Below are 16893 nucleotides of genomic sequence, written 5' to 3' on the forward strand. Positions count from 1 at the left end.
CTACTAAAAGGTATAAGATTGGATGAATTGGCAGGTCCATATATAAGAAGGTGCAACGCCTTGCGGGGCGCTGCACCTTCGTTTCGGGATTGCCGGCTGTTCTTATTGGCGGCTGTTGTAGGCTTCGAGCGCCTTGCCCAAAATGACGAGGGCCCGTTCGAGGTCCTCTTTTTTCAGGACATAGGCGATGCGGACCTCATTGCGGCCGCATTCGGGATCGGAATAGAAGCCCGACGCCGGGGCCAGCATGACGGTCTCGCCCTCGTATTCGAACTCCGAGAGGCACCATGCGCAGAATTTGTCGCTGTCGTCGACCGGGAGCCGCGCCACGGTGTAGAACGCCCCCATCGGGATCGGCGAGTAGACGCCGGGGATGCGGTTCAGTCCGTCGATCAGGCATTTGCGGCGCTCGATATACTCCTCGTAAACCTCCGTGCTGTACGACCGCGGGGCGTCGATCGAGGCTTCGGCGACGATCTGTCCGAGCAGCGGCGGCGAAAGGCGCGCCTGACAGAATTTCATCACGGCGTTGCGCAGTTTCTTGTTCTTGGTAATCAGCGCGCCGATGCGGATACCGCACTCGGAATAACGCTTCGAGACCGAGTCGATCAGCACGACGTTCTGCTCGATGCCTTCGAGGTGACAGGCCGAAATATAGGGTGAACCGGTGTAGATGAACTCGCGGTAGACCTCGTCGGAGAAGAGGAACAGGTCGTATTTTTGGACCATGTCGCGGATGCGGTCCATCTCGCGGCGCGTGTAGAGATAACCCGTGGGGTTGTTGGGGTTGCAGATCAGGATGCCGCGCGTGCGCTCGTTGATGAGTTTCTCGAACTCCTCGATGGGAGGCAGGGCGAATCCGTTCTCGATCGACGAGACGACGGGACGGATCACGGCGCCTGCCGAGATGGCGAAGGCCATGTAGTTGGCATAGGCCGGTTCGGGGACGATGATCTCGTCGCCGGGGTTGAGGCACGACATGAAGGCGAACAGCACGGCCTCGGAGCCGCCCGTGGTGACGATGATCTCCTCGGGGGTGAGTTTGATCTGGTACTGTGCGTAATAGGAGACGAGTTTCTCGCGCAGCGAATGGTAACCGTCGCTGGGGCTGTATTCCAGCACCTTGCGGTCGATATGCTTCAGCGCATCGAGACCCACCTGCGGTGTGGGCAGGTCGGGCTGTCCGATGTTCAGGTGGTAGATTTTGGTGCCCCGGGCGCGTGCGGCGTCGGCCAGCGGGACGAGTTTGCGTATCGGGGAGGCCGGCATCTGCTCGGCGCGGAGTGAAATTTCGGGCATGTGTGGGGATTTTGCGGGCCGGGTCATTCGACCTCGACCGTGGGATGGAACTTGATGACCTTGCGGGGCGGAATCTTCACGGCGGCACCCGTGCGCGGGTTGCGGCCTACGCGCTCGGAACGCTGCTGCACGCTGAACGTACCCAGCCCGGTCAGGGTCAGCCGTTCGCCTTCGCGCAGGGACTGCACCGTTACACGGATCATGGCGTCGACGGCCCTGCGGGCCTCGACCTTCGAGATGTTCGCGTCGAGAGCAATGGCCTCGACAAACTGCGCTTTGTTCATGGCTTCGCTGCGTGAGAAAATAACCTTCAAGGTCCTAACTTACTGACAAAGATATGCAAATTTCGGGAAAGAAGAAAATTATCTCCGGAATTTGCTTTTCGGGGCTGCGGGGTAGGAATAAAAACGCTGCATAGATTTGGCAGAATGGAAAATCGGTACTACTTTTGTCTCCGGAAAGTTGGCGGAGTGGTCGATCGCGGCGGTCTTGAAAACCGTTGAACCGCAAGGTTCCGGGGGTTCGAATCCCTCACTTTCCGCATCAAGCGAAAAACAAACGACGGCATCACCTCAGAAGAGGTGATGTTTGTATATTGGAAAAGGAGATGCTTGAAAATTATTTTTCAGACATCTCCTTTTCCAATATACATGGCTCCTGTGGAGCAGTAAACGTTGTTTGTTTTTCACTTGCAACTTAAGGCATCCGAGGGATCACGGAGCGCAGCGATGTAATTCCTGTTTTTCATTCCTGTCTGTGGGCGAGATTGATGGAATTTGCCGAGCAAATCCCATCGACCTCCGGCAAATGGATTTGCCTTCGGTTGCGGCGGCCCTGTTTATTTTCTGCCCCCCCCCGCAGGGCCGGGAAAGACGAGCGGCACGAAGCTGCAGGCGGAGTGGAGCGAAGTCAATCCCGCTTGTCCGGACCGGAATCCGAGGAGTCACGGAGCGCAGCGGCGTAATTCCTGTTTTCCATTCCCGCCTGATGCCGCGGGCTATTGTACGCTCAGCTCTTTATAGAGTTCCAGCCGTAGATCGCAGTAGTTCTCGATTATTTCGGCCGCCTTTTGAACTCGCTCCATGTGCATCTCCAATTCCTGCGGGGCCATGTGGAATTCGGCGCTATACGGCGTTTTCATCAAGATTTGTTTCAGGCATGGCAGCGTAAAAATGTTCTCGATGTGATTGTCGTCGAATACCAGCATCAGTTTGGTCGAAAGCGTCCGCATCCGGTCGTGCATCACCACCGGATCGTGGATGCCGAATTCCATACCGTGATAGACGTAATAGAGCGTGTGGTAGAAATAAACGATTGCCTGCGCCGTGAACTGCGCCGCCAGACGCACGTTGCGACCCTCGACAAATGTTTCCTGTGCCTGTTCCAGCAGATCATATCCAAGCACCCGGAACGTGTCGAAATGGAATTTGGCGTCGGCATAGGCTCTGGCAAAGTCGATCGGGTACTTCGGCCGGCGGAAATGATAGTGGTCGCTGCAATAGAGCAATTCGCCCTCGGCACGGGTGAAATAGAGAAACGGCGTCCGATTCGATTCGACATAGCTCAACGGCAGGATGTAGAGATTGATGTAGGTGATCTTCCGGAGGCGGTACGGCATTTTGTAGCGCAGGATACGCTTGGTCTGAATCCAATCGTATTCCGGAGTTTCGCGCACGACCATCAGCAGGTCGTAGGCCACGGCGTCGCTGTGGGGCGTACCGCCTGCCAACTTGCCGAATAATAGGATGTATTCCGGGTCGAAATAGCCGTCGAGCAGGGTTTGGACGATCTGTTCCGCTTCATTCGGATCGTAAAGGCGTTCGGCGGGCTGTCCGAGTTCGGGGGCTATGCGTTGTGCGGGGTTTTCCTGCACGGGGTTTTGATTCGTTTCCATTTGATTGACTGTTAGAAATTCGACATAGTAAGGGCTGTCCTTATCGTGCGCAGTGCACAACAAAGAAGATAAAGGTCTGGTCAGCAACTACTTGCTAATCCGGCGGATGAAAATGGAAACAAATCGGGAGGTTGCACGGCGGGAACCGCCTGCGGCTGGCCTTGCGGCGTGTCTGCGTCGGAACGCGGACGATGGATTGTGTTCGCATAAATAAAAAAAGGATGCACAGCTGCGAACACAATCCATCCCTCTTGCGAGTTCAAAACCGGTGCCGTTCGCGGGATTGCTCCCCAACGACTCTGTGCATACCTTTAGTAGTAGCGTTCCGATTTTGAAAGCCATTGCAAGAAAGTTTATTATGAATTATGTTCGCAGGGGCAAAGATAGAAACAATTATAGAATCTTTGAAATATTTAATCAACCATTTGCTAACTTTGCTTTCGTAATCAATAAAAATCAACAATGGGTACAATTAATTGGGAAGCAATAAGTGCCGTTTCATTCATCATACTAACATGTGCAATCATATATTCGAATTGGAGACAACACGTTAGATTGATTCGCTTGGAACAAATGAATCTCAAAATTCAGACATTCAATAAATATTTTGATATATATAGCATATATAAAAAGGTTGATGTATTGCTGCATAACTTTGATTTCTATATTAATTATCTAATTGAGTCTCCAAAAAGAACCAATAAATATTATGAAGAATTGGACGAGTGTAGGCAAAAAGTAATAGATTCTTTTTCTCAAATTGAAATTTTATTTGATAAAAAGACATGTGATACTCTCCAAAGATTTCCGGAGTTAATTTCTCATCATTGCGGCTTATATGCAGGTATAGCGATTAATGTAGAGGAACTTATTTCCAATAAAAAAGAAGAGTATGAGAAACTTCTTAAATCACGACGAATATCACAACTTAGGTATATATATTCAGAATTTAGAAAAAATATTAACTCATCAGTAATAGATTTAACTTATGATAGTGATGGCATACCTAAATGTAGGAAAGAATATGATGCGATTCATAATACCGGTGTTATTGATGTCTTAAAATCTAAATGCGAATTGTATAGATGAAAAGAAAGTATTATCTTTGTTTTAACCAAGTGCAACACAGGGTAAAACGATGCAAATCGGCTGTGGGCTATTCGGTGTACTTAAATTGAGGCCAAAATATAACAGGCTGATATACTGCGGATTTTGGGGACGCCCCCGCAGGGCCGGGAAAGACGAGCGGCACGAAGCCGCAGGCGGAGTGGAGCGAAGTCAATCCCGCTTGTCCGGACCGGAATCCAATTCCCGCTTTTTTGTAGTGTTCCGGGACGTGTTTGTGCCCGGCGGCAGAGCCTTTGCAGGGCATCGGGAGGGCAATTGGTCGTCCAAATGAAAAATAATTGTTATATTTGCCCGAATTTTTAAACCAAATTACAATGGCATACAATTTATTGAAAGGAAAGAAGGGACTTATTTTCGGAGCTCTGAACGAGCAATCCATTGCCTGGAAGGTAGCGGAGCGCGCCGTGGAGGAGGGTGCCGAGATCGTCCTCACCAATACTGCCGTATCTATCCGCATGGGAACCATCTCGCAGTTGGCCGAGAAGTGCAATACGATCGTCGTTCCGGCCGACGCCACGAGCGTCGAGGATCTGGAGAACCTGATCGACAAGACGATGGAGCATTTCGGCGGCAAGTTCGACTTCATGCTTCACTCGATCGGCATGTCGCCCAACGTCCGCAAGGGCCGCACCTATGATGATCTGGATTACGATTTTCTCTCCAAGACGCTCGATATTTCGGCCATTTCGTTCCACAAGGCCATTCAGGTGGCCCGCAAGAAGGACGCCATCAACGACTGGGGGTCGATCGTGGCCCTCTCCTACATCGCGGCCCAGCGCACGTTGTACGGTTACAACGACATGGCCGATGCCAAGGCGCTGCTGGAGTCGATCGCCCGCAGCTTCGGCTACATCTACGGCCGTGAGAAGCATGTGCGTATCAACACCGTGTCGCAGTCGCCGACGCCGACCACCGCGGGCAGCGGCGTGCTGGGGCTGGGCGACCTGATGTCGTTCGCCGACAACATGTCCCCGCTGGGCAACGCCTCGGCCGAGGACTGCGCCGACTATGTGCTGACGCTCTTCTCGGACCTCACGCGCAAGGTGACGATGCAGAACCTCTACCACGACGGCGGATTCTCGTCGATGGGTATGTCGCGCCGCGCGATGAAGACCTACGAGAAGGGCATGCGTTTCGAGGACGTGCATCAGAATCAGTATCCGTTCGGCGAATAGTTTTCGATTTTATAGGGCATCTTTGCACTTGCTCTTGCAGGGCGCGAATGGGACGTATTTTTATACTACCCATCCGTGCCCCGCTTCGTTTAAGCACAAACCTGCTCCTCTAAAATCAAAAACGTAGGGAGACTGTGTTCTGCCTGCAATCCGGTTGCGTTGCGACAAGCCCCCGCCGAGGGCCGTTTAAAAACGGCTTTTAGAATATAACGCAACGCCGAATAAGATAAAAATATGCGAGCATCGCCCCTAAAACCCGGCTCTTAGCCGGGTGGGTCAGACTTGTATACGCAGCCGCAGGCTGCGACTGCGGCCTGCCGATACGGAATGAGGGTCGAGCTGGTATCTGCTTAGTATTGATGGTCGTCGCCGCGGATCTCCTCGCGGGTGATCGGGCGGCGGTTCATGGCCCGCCATGCGTACCAGATGTAGGCCGCCACGAACGGTACGAACAGCGACACCCACGCCATCGTCTTCAGGGTGAAGAGGCTCGACGAGGAGTTCGCGATCGTCAGCGACGACTGCATGTCCGTCAGCGAAGGGTAGTAGGCCGTGCCGTTCCATCCGGCCAAAAGCAGCAGCGTCAGCACCGTGAGCACCGTGCCGATACCTCCGAACCACACCGCACGGCGGCTGCCGCGCCACCCGAGCCCGATGCTCCACAGCACCGAAACCACGCCGATGAGCAGCACGGCGGTGACGAGGGGCATTTCGAGCAGGTTGTGGAGGTATTTATAAGGCTCGACCGAGATGGTGCCCGCGGCATCGACCGCCCATCCGTCGGCGAGGACGAGGGCCAAAAGCCATACCACGAAGCAGATGACGAACAGCACGCCGAACAGCCGCATGCGGCTTTGCGCGCGGCGGCGGATCACCTCGTCGTCGATGTTGTTCATGAAATACTGGCAGGCGAGGGTCATGGCCAGCAGGACCACCGCCACGCCCAGCAGCACGTTGCGCCACTCGGCGACGGCTTCCAGTCCGTGCCACGGCGTCGCCCACTGCGAGATGACCGCCGCGCCGCCCTGATTGGCCAGATTGAGGCGGTCGACGGTGAATTCGGCCCCCGTGAAGAAGGTTCCGACGGCGGTGCCGATGAGCAGCGGCCCGAGGATGCCGTTTATCAGCAGAAAGGCGTTGAACGTCCGTTCGCCGAAGACGTTGGCGGGTTTGCGGCGGTATTCGTAGGCCACGGCTTGGAGCACGAAGCAGAACAGAATGGCCATCCAGACGTAGAACGCCCCGCCGAACGACGTGGAGTAGAACAATGGGAACGAGGCGAAGAAGGCCCCGCCGAACGTGACGAGTGTCGTGAAGGTGAATTCCCACTTGCGGCCCAGCGAGTTGACGAGCATGTTGCGCTCCTCCTCCGTGCGGCCGACGTTGTAAAGCAGCGCCTGACCGCCCTGCACGAACATCAGGAAGACCAGCAGCGCTCCCAAAAGCGAAATGATGAACCACCAATAGTGTTGAAGCAGTGTAATAGTATCCATAGTTGTCGTTATTGTCATTGTTTTGTAGCTATTGCCCGTCGGCAATTCACGGCGTGCCGCCGTGGTTGCAAATTTGACCCACCCCTAAATCCCCGCCTTGGCGGGGACTTGTGTCCGCTGGCGCGGAAGTTACGGGGCCAAAGGGTGTGCGGCAATCGGGAGCTTAGTCGTTTTTAGGTCCTATTTTGATCTGCCGGAACATGATGCTCAGTTCGGCGATGAGCAGCGCGGTGAAGAGCGCAAGGAAAAGGAAGAAGGTCACGGAGACCGATCCGCTGGGGATTTTCGAGGCGGCGACGCCTACGGGCATCAGGTCTTGGATGGCCCACGGCTGGCGTCCGACCTCGGCCACGATCCATCCGGCCTGCGAGGCGAGGTAGGCCAGCGGGACGGTCCACACGGCCACCCACAGCAGCCAGCGCTTGTCGGCGAGACGGTCCTTGCGGTTGAGCCACCAGACGAGCCCCAGCAGCAGGATGAAGAAACACCCGGCGCCGACCATCACGCGGAACGAGTAGAACAGCAGCGGTATGTTGGGCACGATCTGCTCGGGACGGTCGAGGTATCCGTAGCCGAAGTAGGCGAAATGGTCGCGCAGGAACGCTTCACCCTCGGGTGTCGAGCGGTCGAACTTGGACTGTATCTCGGCGATGGCTGCCGTGTCGCCCGCTTCGCGCGCGGCGCGGTAACGCCCCAGCTCGTCGACGGCCACGCGTCCGCGTTCCATCTTCTCAGCGGCGGACAGGATGCCGCGCTCCTCGTTGCCGTAGACGAGGTCGTTGATGCCCGGCACGAAGGCATCGGCGTCGCGGAAGCTCATCAGCGAGAGCATCTTCGGGATGTCGATCTTGAAGTAGAAAGCATCCTCGTTCGACGTGTGCTCCGCTTCGGGGCGCAGGACGCCGACGGCGGTGAGCGGCGCACCCTCCTGCCCGTCGTAGAGCGCTTCCATGGCGGCCAGCTTCATGGGCTGCACGCGGGCCACGATGGCTCCCGAACGGTCGCCCGTGAATGCCGTGACCAGTGCGAAGACGAATCCGAACGCCGAGGCGATGGCGATGCTCTTGCGGGCCATCTGCTGCTCGCGCCGGCGGAGCAGGTACCATGCCGAGACGCCCACGACGAACAGCGCCGCGAGGACGAACGACGAGGTGACGGTGTGGAAGAACTTGTTGACGGCCACGGGCGACAGCGCCACGGCCGAGAACGAGGTCATCTCGTTGCGCACGGTTTCGAGGTTGAAATCGCACCCCATGGGGTACTGCATCCACGAGTTGGCCACCAGAATCCACCACGCCGAGAGGTTGGCCCCGACGGCCGTAAGCCATGTGGCCGTGAGGTGGAAGCCGCTCGATACCTTGCGCCAGCCGAAGAACATCACGGCGATGAAGGTCGATTCGAGGAAGAAGGCGAAGATGCCCTCGATGGCCAGCGGGGCGCCGAAGATGTCGCCCACGAAATGGGAGTAGTTGGACCAGTTGGTGCCGAACTCGAATTCGAGGATCAGGCCCGTGGCCACGCCGATGGCGAAGTTGATGCCGAACAGACGCATCCAGAATTTGGTGGTCCGGAGCCAGAAGGGGTCTTTCGTGCGCACATAGATGGTCTCCATGATGGCGATCATAAAGCCCAGCCCGAGCGTCAGCGGGACGAACAGCCAGTGGTAGATGGCCGTCATGGCGAATTGCGCACGCGACCAGTCGACGGTCGATAGGTAGTCGGAAAGCATATACGGGGTGTTATTGGGTTGAGGGGGCCGCTCCCGAAGCCGGGGGCGCGAGATTTTCCAGCACATGGTCGGCCTTCTCCGCGGGGCTCTTTCCCGCGAGCAGGTCGGGGAAGAAGAAGACCTTCAGCACGGCGAACATGATGAAGAGTTTCACGAGAATGATGGCCCACAGCGTCCGTCCCACGGTCATTTCGCGGAACCCTTCGACATAGAACCGGATTACTTTGCGGAGTGCATTCATCTGTTTGCGCCGTTGCGATTTATCAAAGTTAAGCAGAAAATCGGAAATATAAAAGCCTCCGGCCCGAAAAATCATCCTATTTTTCGTTGCATATGTGGAATTAATGTCTACCTTTTTAGCGGCGCGGGGTGACCTGCGCCCTTGTTTTTTCGGGGCCGGAGGTCGGATAAATGTGCGGAAGGAACGATCGCCCGGCAATGGATTTTACTCTTCATAGTCAATTGAATCCATAATCTGATGAGGCGTCACTTGGTGCCGGGCGACCTTCCGCACTTCTTTTTCCGGCTAAGAATCGGGATTTAAATGGATCGTGGCGGAAATCGGGTTGTGATGTGTAAAATGGTTCAGCAGCCCCTAAATCGGGCGTCTTACGCCCGTGGTTTTGGTACTTTTGACATCAAAAGTACAAAGAATTTCGTACTTTTGTCCCCCGTAAAAGTCATCCGATGAAACAAAATACCGAAAAACTGCCGTCGCCGTGGGTGTCGGTCATTCCGCTGGCGGTGCTGACGGGACTGTTGTATGTGGTGATCCGCGCCTTCGGGGGCGACGCCATCAACGGCGGCAGCCAGATAGCCCTGCTGTCGGCCACGTCGGTCTGCGTGATGCTCTCGATCGGTATCTACCGATGCCGCTGGGCCGTGCTGGAGGAGGCCATCATCGACAACATCCGCGCCTCGGCTTCGGCCATTGTCATCCTGCTCCTGATCGGCGCCATCGCCGGGACGTGGATGATCGCGGGCGTGGTCCCGACGATGATTTACTACGGGTTGCAGATCCTCCACCCGTCGTTCTTCCTCGTCGCCTCGTGCGCGATCTGCGCCGTGGTGTCGCTGATGACCGGCAGCTCGTGGACCACCATCGCCACCATCGGCGTCGCGCTGATGGGCATCGGGCAGGCGATGGGATTCCCCGAGGGGTGGATCGCCGGGGCCATCATTTCGGGGGCCTATTTCGGCGACAAGCTCTCGCTGCTGTCCGACACCACGGTGCTGGCCTCCTCGACGGTCGGCGTCCCGGTCTTTACGCACATCCGTTACATGCTCTATACCACCGTGCCGTCGATGCTCATTGCCCTCGGGGTCTTCACCGTCGCGGGGCTGTCGCTCGACCACGGGGCCTCGACCCATGCCGAGATGTACGCCTCGACGCTGGCCGCGACGTTCCGCATCACGCCGTGGCTTCTCGTGGTGCCTTTGGTCACGGGAATCCTCATCGCCCGGAAACTCCCGGCCATCGTGACGCTGTTCTGCGCCGTGGTCTTCGCCTGCGCGGCGATGCTCGCGGCACAGCCCGAAATGGTCGCCCGGGTGGCGGGCGTCGAAGGGCTGGACTTCATGTCGGGGTTCAAGGGGGTGCTGATGACCTGCTTCGGACCCACGGCCATTCCCACGGGGACGCCCCAGTTGGACGAACTGGTCGCCACGCGCGGCATGGCCGGGATGTTGAACACCGTGTGGCTCATCATCTGCGCCATGTGCTTCGGCGGGGTGATGACCGGCAGCGGGATGCTTCAGTCGCTGACGGCGATCTTCCTGCGGTGGGTGCGCAGGACCTTTTCGGCCGTGGCCTCGACCGTCGGCGCGGGCATCTTCTTCAACCTCTGCACCGCCGACCAGTATATCTCGATCATCCTCTCGGGGCGGCTCTTTAAGGAGCTGTATGCCGAGCGGGGGCTGGAGGAGCGTCTGCTGAGCCGCTCGGTGGAGGATTCCGCCACGGTATGCTCGGTGCTGATCCCGTGGAACTCGTGCGGCATGACGCAGGCCACGGTGCTCGGCGTCTCGACCTTCGTCTACATGCCTTACTGCATCTTCAACATCGTCTCGCCGCTGATGTCGCTGCTCGTGGCGGCGATCGGCTGGAAAATAAAACGCAAAAAATGAATACCCGACTCGTCATCTTCGATCTCGACGGCACGCTGCTGAACACCATCGGCGATCTGGCCGTGGCCTGCAACGCCGTGCTGGAGCGGCGGGGACTGCCCCTGCACACCTATGCCGAATACTGCCATTTCGTCGGCAACGGCATCATGCGGCTCGTCGAACGGGCCCTGCCCGAGCCGATGCGCACGCCGGAGACGGTCGCCGCGGTGCGCGCCGATTTCGTGAAATACTACACCGAGCATATCGACACCCATACCCAGCCTTACGCGGGTATTCCCGAACTCGTCGCCGAGCTCGGGCGGCGCGGCGTGGCGATGGCCGTGGCCTCGAACAAGTTTCAGGCCGGGACCGAGAAACTCGTCCGGCTGTTCTTTCCCGGCGTGGCGTTCGCGGCAGTCTTCGGACAGCGTCCGGACGTGCCCCTGAAACCCGACCCGGCGGTCGTGGAGGAGATTCTGGCGCTGACGGGCGTGGCCCGGGAGGAGGTGCTCTATGTGGGGGATTCGGGCGTGGACATCGAGACCGCGGCGGCTGCGGGCGTCCGCTCGGCGGGCGTGACGTGGGGCTTCCGCGACCGCGCAGAACTCGTCGCCGCCGGAGCTGTGCACATCGTCGACCGTCCGGCGCAGTTGTTGGAGCTGTTGTAACCGGGCGGGCGCGGAACCGGATGGAGTGTGTCCCGAAGCAACCGCCGCCCCTAAATCCCGCTTCTTAAACGGGATTTAGGGGCGGCGGCAGGAATTGCAGTTCGTGGCCGGATTTCCGCTACCTGCCTCAGTAGTATTCCTTCACATCGCGGGCGGTGATGCGCTCCCCGGAGAGGACGATGAGCCGTTCGACGACGTTGCGCAGCTCGCGGATGTTGCCCGTCCACGGCATCTGCCGGAGCGCCTCGAGGGCCGCCGGGTCGACGGGCTTGGGCCGCGAGCCGTATTCGGCCGAGATGGTGCGCACGAAATGGTCGACGAGCGTGGGGATATCCTCGGCGTGTTCGCGCAGCGCCGGGACCCGCACGACGATCACCCCGATGCGGTGGTAGAGGTCCTCGCGGAAATTCCCTTTCGCAATCTCCTCGCGCAGATTCTTGTTCGTGGCGGCGATCACCCGCACGTCGACCTCGATCTCCTTGTCGCCGCCCACACGGCTGATGCGGCTCTCCTGCAACGCCCGCAGCACCTTGGCCTGCGCCGCCAGCGACATGTCGCCGATTTCGTCCATGAAGAGCGTGCCGCCGTCGGCCTGCTCGAACTTGCCCTTGCGCTGCTTGACGGCCGAGGTGAAGGCTCCCCGTTCGTGCCCGAAGAGCTCGCTCTCGATCAACTCCGAGGGGATGGCCGCGCAGTTGACCTCGACGAACGGCGCCGCTGCGCGCGAACTCTTGGCGTGGAGCCACCGGGCCACCAGCTCCTTGCCCGTGCCGTTTTCGCCGGTGATGAGCACCCGGGCTTCGCACGGCGCCACCTTGTCGATCAGTTGGCGGACGTGTTCGATCTCGGGCGAGACGCCGATGATATGTTCCGCCTCGGCGGGACGCGCGCGGCGGCTGGGTGCGGCGGCCACGGGCGCGGGATTTTCGATGGTGCGGTGGATGGATTGCAGCAGCCGGTTCATGTCGATGGGTTTGGTGAGGAAATCCTGCGCACCGTTGCGCACGGCCTCCACCGCCGAGTCGATCGAGGCGTCGGTCGAGAGGGCGATGAACGGAATGCCGGCATCGGGGACCCTGCATCCGGTGTCCGAAATGATCAGGTCGAACGGAACCTTCTCACACATATCCGAGGCTGCGGCCTCGTCTTCAACGGCTTCCGCCGAGAACCCCTCATACTCCAACCGTTCGCGCAGGATGTTTCGCACGCTTTTTGATTGATCCAAAATTAAAACCTTTGCCATAGCTTGTTTTTCCTGAAATTTTACCTACTTTTGCCAAGTCGATCTTCGGCTCGGGCAGGCGGCGCCCCGGCAATAAAAGCGGGAGATGTCCGTTTCATTTGCATCCGGTTTGCACGGCCTGTGTCCCAAAGTTAGGGCTTTCTGCGGCGTAAAACCAATCCCCGGGGGTCTCGCCCGACGGAGCGGAAGGTCCTGAAAAACATCCTGAACAGGTCTATTGCGAAGGCCCTGCCGGAAGGTCCGGCGGACGAATCGGAGCAACGGGAAAGACCGTAAATACAATTTATGAGAAAGAACTATAATTACACGCGGCGCAAGCTGTACCTGCCCGAATACGGGCGTCATATCCAAGAGATGATCGACTCGCTGCTGGAGATCGAGGACCGCCGCGAACGCAACCGGCAGGCACGGGCCGTGATCGCCGTGATGGGCAACCTGAACCCCCTGCTGCGCGACACGGCCGACTTCACCCACAAGCTCTGGGATCACCTCTTCATCATGTCTGATTTTCAGTTGGATGTGGACTCTCCCTACCCGCAGCCGTCGCGTCAGGAACTGACCGTCACGCCCCGCCGCATGGCCTATTCGCAGGGGCGCATCGCCTACAAGCATTACGGCAAATACGTCGAGCGGATGATCCGCGGTCTGGCCGACGAGCGCAACCCCCAGACGGTGGCCCGCACGGTGGATAATCTGGCCCGTTACATGCGTACCAAAAGCTACGAATACAATCAGGAGCACCCGAACAACGAAGTGATCGTAAAAGACATCAAACGGATGTCCGGGGGAGCGATCCAAATCGACGAAGTTGCTTTAAATAATCTCCGAAGCGACTATAAACAGCCCTTTTCAGCGCGTCCCCAGAAGGGGCCCCAGCAGCACCGTCCGCCCCATCAGCAGCGGCAGCAGCAGAAAAACCGCGGCCAGCAGCAGCACCGGAATTTTACGAAAAACAACGGTGCGCACCGCAATTCGTCGAAGTAGGACGGTGGCGTAACGACACTTTATATTGGTTGGAACGTTTTGCGGAGCAGTATGCAATTCGGATTTGCATACATCCGGTTTTTTGCTATCTTTGGTGCCGTAACGGCACTTTTGGGGGTCGGAAGGTTTTGCCGGGCCGTAAGTCGTTCGGATTTGGAACCATTGGGTTTTTTGCTATCTTTGTGTAATAATAACAGCGAAAACGATCGTAAATGAATAAGCAAACGCTTTTCGTGACGCTCACGGCCGCCGCCCTGATGTGCGGCTGCCAGTCGTCGAAAGTGAAGATCTCGGGCCGCTTCATCGGCAGCGATGCGAAGAATGTCTATCTCGAAAACGCTTCGCCGCTGACGCAGGCGCTCATCGACTCGACCGTGCTGGCCGGCGACGGCAGCTACCGTTTCGAGTTGAAAGGGGTGTCCAAGACACCCTCCCTGTATAATGTCATCTACAACGGCGAACGGATTCCGCTGCTCATTGCCGGGGGCGACCGCGTGACGGTCGGTTCGGTGGGCAGCGTCGTGCGCAACTATACGGTCGAGGGTTCCGCCGAGTCGGAGTTGCTCCGCCAGTTCTATCAGGCCTTCGTCACGGGGGCTCAGCGGCTGGACAACATCGCCGTGCAGTTCGCCAAGCCGGACCTTACGGAGGAGGAGCGCAAGTCGCTGGTCGGAGAGTACACGGCCGAATACTACCGCATCCGCCGCGAGCAACTGCGGTTCATCATCGAGAACAAGGCGTCGCTGGCGTCGGTTTACGCCCTCTATCAGCGTCTTCCGGGCGACCGTTACCTGTTCAACGGCGACAGCGATGTGGTCTACTTCCGCACCGTGGCCGAAGCCCTCGAAAAGAGCTATCCCGATTCGCCCTACCTCCAGTCGCTGCTGGCCGAGATCGCCCGCATGGACGCGCGCATCAGCCTGACGTCGCAAATCTCCGAAGCGGGGTATCCCGATCTTGAACTGACGGACATCTACGGCAAGAAAATCCGCCTCTCGTCGCTCACGGGCAAGGTCGTGCTGCTGGATTTCTGGTCCGCGGAACTGGGATCGAGCAATGCGCTGAACGCCGACCTGAAAGAGGTCTACAAGAAATACGAAGGTTCTCCCGTGGGGTTCGAGGTCTATCAGGTGGCGATCGACACGTCGAAGCCGCTGTGGATCAACGCCGTTCAGGAACAGCAACTGCCGTGGGTCTCGGTGAGCGACCTGCGCGGGCGCGGCTCCTCGGCGCTGGGGCTCTACAACGTGCAGAAACTCCCGGCCAACTTCCTGATCGACAAGGAGGGTACGATCGTAGCCCGGGACATCTATGGCAAGAGCCTCGAAGAGAAATTGGATGAATTGACAAAGTAATATCCGCTTTCGGAAACGCGACTTGCCGCTTGCGGCATTCAAGCCCCCGCCGAGGCGGGGGTGTGGGGGTGGGTCAGATTTGTAAACACGGCGGTACGCCGTGGGAACAACCCGGGAGAGCGTTCCCGCAGTGGAATAAACCGAATAGAATCTGTTATGTATTATTTCGCATCCGACATACATTTGGGGGCGGGTGACGAGCAATCCGCACGGGCGGTCGAACGACGCTTCGTGGCGTGGCTCGACACGGTGGCCCGCGATGCGGAGGCGATATTTCTGGTCGGCGACATCTTCGATTTCTGGTTCGAATACCGCCGCGTGGCGCCCAAGGGCTTCGTGCGGACGCTGGGAAAGCTGGCCGAGCTGACCGACCGGGGCGTGCGGGTGGTCTTTTTCACGGGCAACCACGACATGTGGGTCGGCGACTACCTCACGCGCGAGTGCGGAATGGAGATCTATACCTCCCCGCAGGTGATGACGCTCTCCGGCAAGAAAGTCTTCATCGCCCACGGCGACAACATGAACATCGACGGACAGCCGATGCTGAAACTCCTCAACCGGGTGTTCCGGTCGCGGACGCTGAAATGGCTCTTTTCGTGGGGCGTGCATCCCGATCTGGCGATGAAGTTCGGCCACTGGTGGAGCGGCAAGTCGCGCAAGCGGCACAACGCCTCCGACGACGAGGCCGTGCGGACGGGCCGCGGGGGCGGCTTCGACGCCTCGCTCACCGAGCCGCTGATCGATTACGCCCGCCATTACGCCGCGACGCACGATGTCGACCATTTCGTCTTCGGGCACATGCACTTTCCGCGCGACTACCGGGAGGGCGGGTTGCATGTGGTGAACCTCGGCTGCTGGGAGAAGAACCCCGCCTGTGCCGTGCTGGACGCGGATGGCGAAATGACCCTAAAAGAACTCGAATCATGAAACAATACCTCGACCTGCTGCGCCGGATCAAGGCCGAAGGCGTCGTGCGGGGCGACCGCACGGGAACCGGGACCCGAGGGGTCTTCGGCCACCAGATGCGCTTCGATCTGGCGGAGGGATTTCCCCTGCTGACGACCAAGAAAGTGTTTCTCAAAGGGGTGATCCACGAACTGCTGTGGTTCCTGCAGGGGGACACCAATATCAAATACCTCGTGGAGAACGGGGTCCATATCTGGGACAACGACGCTTACCGCTATTACAACGAACTGTGCGTGCGCCACGGCGTGCTGCCCGTCGACCGGGAGACTTTTCTTGCGGCTGCGGGCGTCGAATCGCCGATCGAGGGCTACCGCTTCGGCGACCTGAACCACGTCTACGGCTACCAGTGGCGTTCGTGGCCCAAGCCCGACGGTGGGTTCGTCGACCAGATCGCGCAGGCTGTCGAACTGATTCGCACCAACCCCGAGTCGCGGCGCATCCTCGTTTCGGCGTGGAACGTCGCCGAGGTCGAAGAGATGGCCCTGCCGCCGTGTCATGTGCTGTTCCAGTTCTATGTGGCCGAAGGGCGGCTCTCGTGCCAGTTGTACCAGCGCAGCGCCGACACGTTTCTGGGCGTGCCGTTCAACATCGCCTCCTATGCCCTGCTGACCGAGATGATGGCGCAGGTGTGCGGTCTGGAGCCCGGCGAATTCGTCCATACGCTGGGCGATACGCACCTCTACCTGAACCATCTGGAACAGGTCGACGAACAGCTCGCGCGCGAACCGCGTCCGCTGCCGCGTCTGCGGCTGAACCCCGCCGTGAAGTCGGTTTTCGACTTCCGTTACGAAGATTTTACGCTCGAAGGCTACGACCCGTGGCCCGCGATCAAAGCCCCGATGTCATTCTGAAA

The 16893-nt window shown here is 58.3% G+C and carries 15 protein-coding genes and 1 tRNA gene; 9 read left to right on the forward strand and 7 right to left on the reverse strand.

The window, feature by feature from the left end; all coding sequences use genetic code 11:
• Positions 1 to 102: 102 nt before the first annotated feature.
• Positions 103 to 1299 (reverse strand): pyridoxal phosphate-dependent aminotransferase, encoded by a 1197-nt coding sequence (locus BN5935_RS07685; protein WP_064975585.1) that lies wholly within the window; start codon positions 1297 to 1299, stop codon positions 103 to 105.
• A gap of 23 nt (positions 1300 to 1322) precedes the next feature.
• Positions 1323 to 1604: an HU family DNA-binding protein gene (locus BN5935_RS07690; protein ID WP_394330954.1), complete on the reverse strand. Its 282-nt coding sequence runs from the start codon at positions 1602 to 1604 to the stop codon at positions 1323 to 1325.
• Between the two features lie 151 nt (positions 1605 to 1755).
• Between BN5935_RS07690 and BN5935_RS07695 the strand changes: the two genes are divergently transcribed.
• Positions 1756 to 1840 (forward strand) — tRNA-Ser (locus BN5935_RS07695).
• A gap of 456 nt (positions 1841 to 2296) precedes the next feature.
• Here BN5935_RS07695 and BN5935_RS07700 read toward each other — a convergent pair.
• A complete protein-coding gene (locus tag BN5935_RS07700) occupies positions 2297 to 3193 on the reverse strand; it encodes a hypothetical protein (RefSeq protein WP_064975586.1) in 897 nt (298 codons plus the stop codon).
• Positions 3194 to 3766: 573 nt separating this feature from the next.
• Between BN5935_RS07700 and BN5935_RS15130 the strand changes: the two genes are divergently transcribed.
• Complete coding sequence (locus BN5935_RS15130; RefSeq protein ID WP_147625792.1) at positions 3767 to 4282, forward strand: hypothetical protein; 516 nt, start codon at positions 3767 to 3769, stop codon at positions 4280 to 4282.
• A 353-nt stretch (positions 4283 to 4635) separates the two neighbouring features.
• Entirely contained in the window at positions 4636 to 5496 is an 861-nt protein-coding gene (locus BN5935_RS07705) for an enoyl-ACP reductase FabI (protein ID WP_064975587.1), read from the forward strand.
• Between the two features lie 350 nt (positions 5497 to 5846).
• Here BN5935_RS07705 and BN5935_RS07710 read toward each other — a convergent pair whose 3' ends face one another.
• From BN5935_RS07710 to BN5935_RS07720, 3 genes are all read right to left on the reverse strand, one after another.
• Entirely contained in the window at positions 5847 to 6989 is a 1143-nt protein-coding gene (locus BN5935_RS07710; protein WP_064975588.1) for a cytochrome d ubiquinol oxidase subunit II, read from the reverse strand.
• A 163-nt stretch (positions 6990 to 7152) separates the two neighbouring features.
• On the reverse strand, positions 7153 to 8718 hold the full coding sequence (locus BN5935_RS07715; RefSeq protein WP_064975589.1) for a cytochrome ubiquinol oxidase subunit I: 1566 nt from the start codon (positions 8716 to 8718) through the stop codon (positions 7153 to 7155).
• A 10-nt stretch (positions 8719 to 8728) separates the two neighbouring features.
• Complete coding sequence (locus BN5935_RS07720) at positions 8729 to 8959, reverse strand: DUF4492 domain-containing protein (protein WP_064976884.1); 231 nt, start codon at positions 8957 to 8959, stop codon at positions 8729 to 8731.
• Between the two features lie 446 nt (positions 8960 to 9405).
• Here BN5935_RS07720 and BN5935_RS07725 point away from each other — a divergent pair, with 446 nt between their 5' ends.
• Together BN5935_RS07725 and BN5935_RS07730 are read left to right on the forward strand one after the other, a co-directional pair.
• Entirely contained in the window at positions 9406 to 10845 is a 1440-nt protein-coding gene (locus BN5935_RS07725; RefSeq protein ID WP_064975590.1) for a Na+/H+ antiporter NhaC family protein, read from the forward strand.
• Positions 10842 to 11492: an HAD family hydrolase gene (locus BN5935_RS07730; protein WP_064975591.1), complete on the forward strand. Its 651-nt coding sequence runs from the start codon at positions 10842 to 10844 to the stop codon at positions 11490 to 11492. Before BN5935_RS07725 ends, BN5935_RS07730 begins: the two co-directional genes overlap by 4 nt.
• A 127-nt stretch (positions 11493 to 11619) precedes the next feature.
• Here BN5935_RS07730 and BN5935_RS07735 read toward each other — a convergent pair whose 3' ends face one another.
• Positions 11620 to 12735, reverse strand: a complete 1116-nt coding sequence (locus BN5935_RS07735; RefSeq protein WP_064975592.1) for a sigma-54-dependent transcriptional regulator — start codon at positions 12733 to 12735, stop codon at positions 11620 to 11622.
• A gap of 285 nt (positions 12736 to 13020) precedes the next feature.
• Between BN5935_RS07735 and BN5935_RS07740 the strand changes: the two genes are divergently transcribed.
• The 4 genes from BN5935_RS07740 to thyA all read left to right on the forward strand — a co-directional run bounded on the left by BN5935_RS07740 (position 13021) and on the right by thyA (position 16891).
• Positions 13021 to 13719, forward strand: coding sequence for a DUF4290 domain-containing protein (locus BN5935_RS07740; protein WP_064975593.1), 699 nt, complete (start codon positions 13021 to 13023; stop codon positions 13717 to 13719).
• A 212-nt stretch (positions 13720 to 13931) separates the two neighbouring features.
• Positions 13932 to 15074, forward strand: coding sequence for a TlpA disulfide reductase family protein (locus BN5935_RS07745; protein WP_064975594.1), 1143 nt, complete (start codon positions 13932 to 13934; stop codon positions 15072 to 15074).
• 156 nt (positions 15075 to 15230) lie between these two features.
• Positions 15231 to 16001, forward strand: coding sequence for a UDP-2,3-diacylglucosamine diphosphatase (locus tag BN5935_RS07750; RefSeq protein ID WP_064975595.1), 771 nt, complete (start codon positions 15231 to 15233; stop codon positions 15999 to 16001).
• Positions 15998 to 16891, forward strand: a complete 894-nt coding sequence (gene thyA / locus BN5935_RS07755) for a thymidylate synthase (RefSeq protein ID WP_064975596.1) — start codon at positions 15998 to 16000, stop codon at positions 16889 to 16891. Before BN5935_RS07750 ends, thyA begins: the two co-directional genes overlap by 4 nt.
• Positions 16892 to 16893: the final 2 nt, after the last annotated feature.

Origin of the sequence: Alistipes provencensis (assembly GCF_900083545.1) — a bacterium.
GTDB classification, from domain to species: Bacteria; Bacteroidota; Bacteroidia; order Bacteroidales; family Rikenellaceae; genus Alistipes; species Alistipes provencensis.

Coding starts and splice junctions, on each gene's coding strand:
- BN5935_RS07750 (WP_064975595.1), top strand. CDS start 15,231: ATGTATTATTTCGCATCCGACATACATTTGGGGGCGGGTGACGAGCAA.
- BN5935_RS07685 (WP_064975585.1), bottom strand. CDS start 1,299: ATGCCCGAAATTTCACTCCGCGCCGAGCAGATGCCGGCCTCCCCGATA.
- BN5935_RS07735 (WP_064975592.1), bottom strand. CDS start 12,735: ATGGCAAAGGTTTTAATTTTGGATCAATCAAAAAGCGTGCGAAACATC.
- thyA (WP_064975596.1), top strand. CDS start 15,998: ATGAAACAATACCTCGACCTGCTGCGCCGGATCAAGGCCGAAGGCGTC.
- BN5935_RS07730 (WP_064975591.1), top strand. CDS start 10,842: ATGAATACCCGACTCGTCATCTTCGATCTCGACGGCACGCTGCTGAAC.
- BN5935_RS07705 (WP_064975587.1), top strand. CDS start 4,636: ATGGCATACAATTTATTGAAAGGAAAGAAGGGACTTATTTTCGGAGCT.
- BN5935_RS07725 (WP_064975590.1), top strand. CDS start 9,406: ATGAAACAAAATACCGAAAAACTGCCGTCGCCGTGGGTGTCGGTCATT.
- BN5935_RS07745 (WP_064975594.1), top strand. CDS start 13,932: ATGAATAAGCAAACGCTTTTCGTGACGCTCACGGCCGCCGCCCTGATG.
- BN5935_RS07720 (WP_064976884.1), bottom strand. CDS start 8,959: ATGAATGCACTCCGCAAAGTAATCCGGTTCTATGTCGAAGGGTTCCGC.
- BN5935_RS07715 (WP_064975589.1), bottom strand. CDS start 8,718: ATGCTTTCCGACTACCTATCGACCGTCGACTGGTCGCGTGCGCAATTC.
- BN5935_RS07710 (WP_064975588.1), bottom strand. CDS start 6,989: ATGGATACTATTACACTGCTTCAACACTATTGGTGGTTCATCATTTCG.
- BN5935_RS15130 (WP_147625792.1), top strand. CDS start 3,767: ATGAATCTCAAAATTCAGACATTCAATAAATATTTTGATATATATAGC.
- BN5935_RS07700 (WP_064975586.1), bottom strand. CDS start 3,193: ATGGAAACGAATCAAAACCCCGTGCAGGAAAACCCCGCACAACGCATA.
- BN5935_RS07740 (WP_064975593.1), top strand. CDS start 13,021: ATGAGAAAGAACTATAATTACACGCGGCGCAAGCTGTACCTGCCCGAA.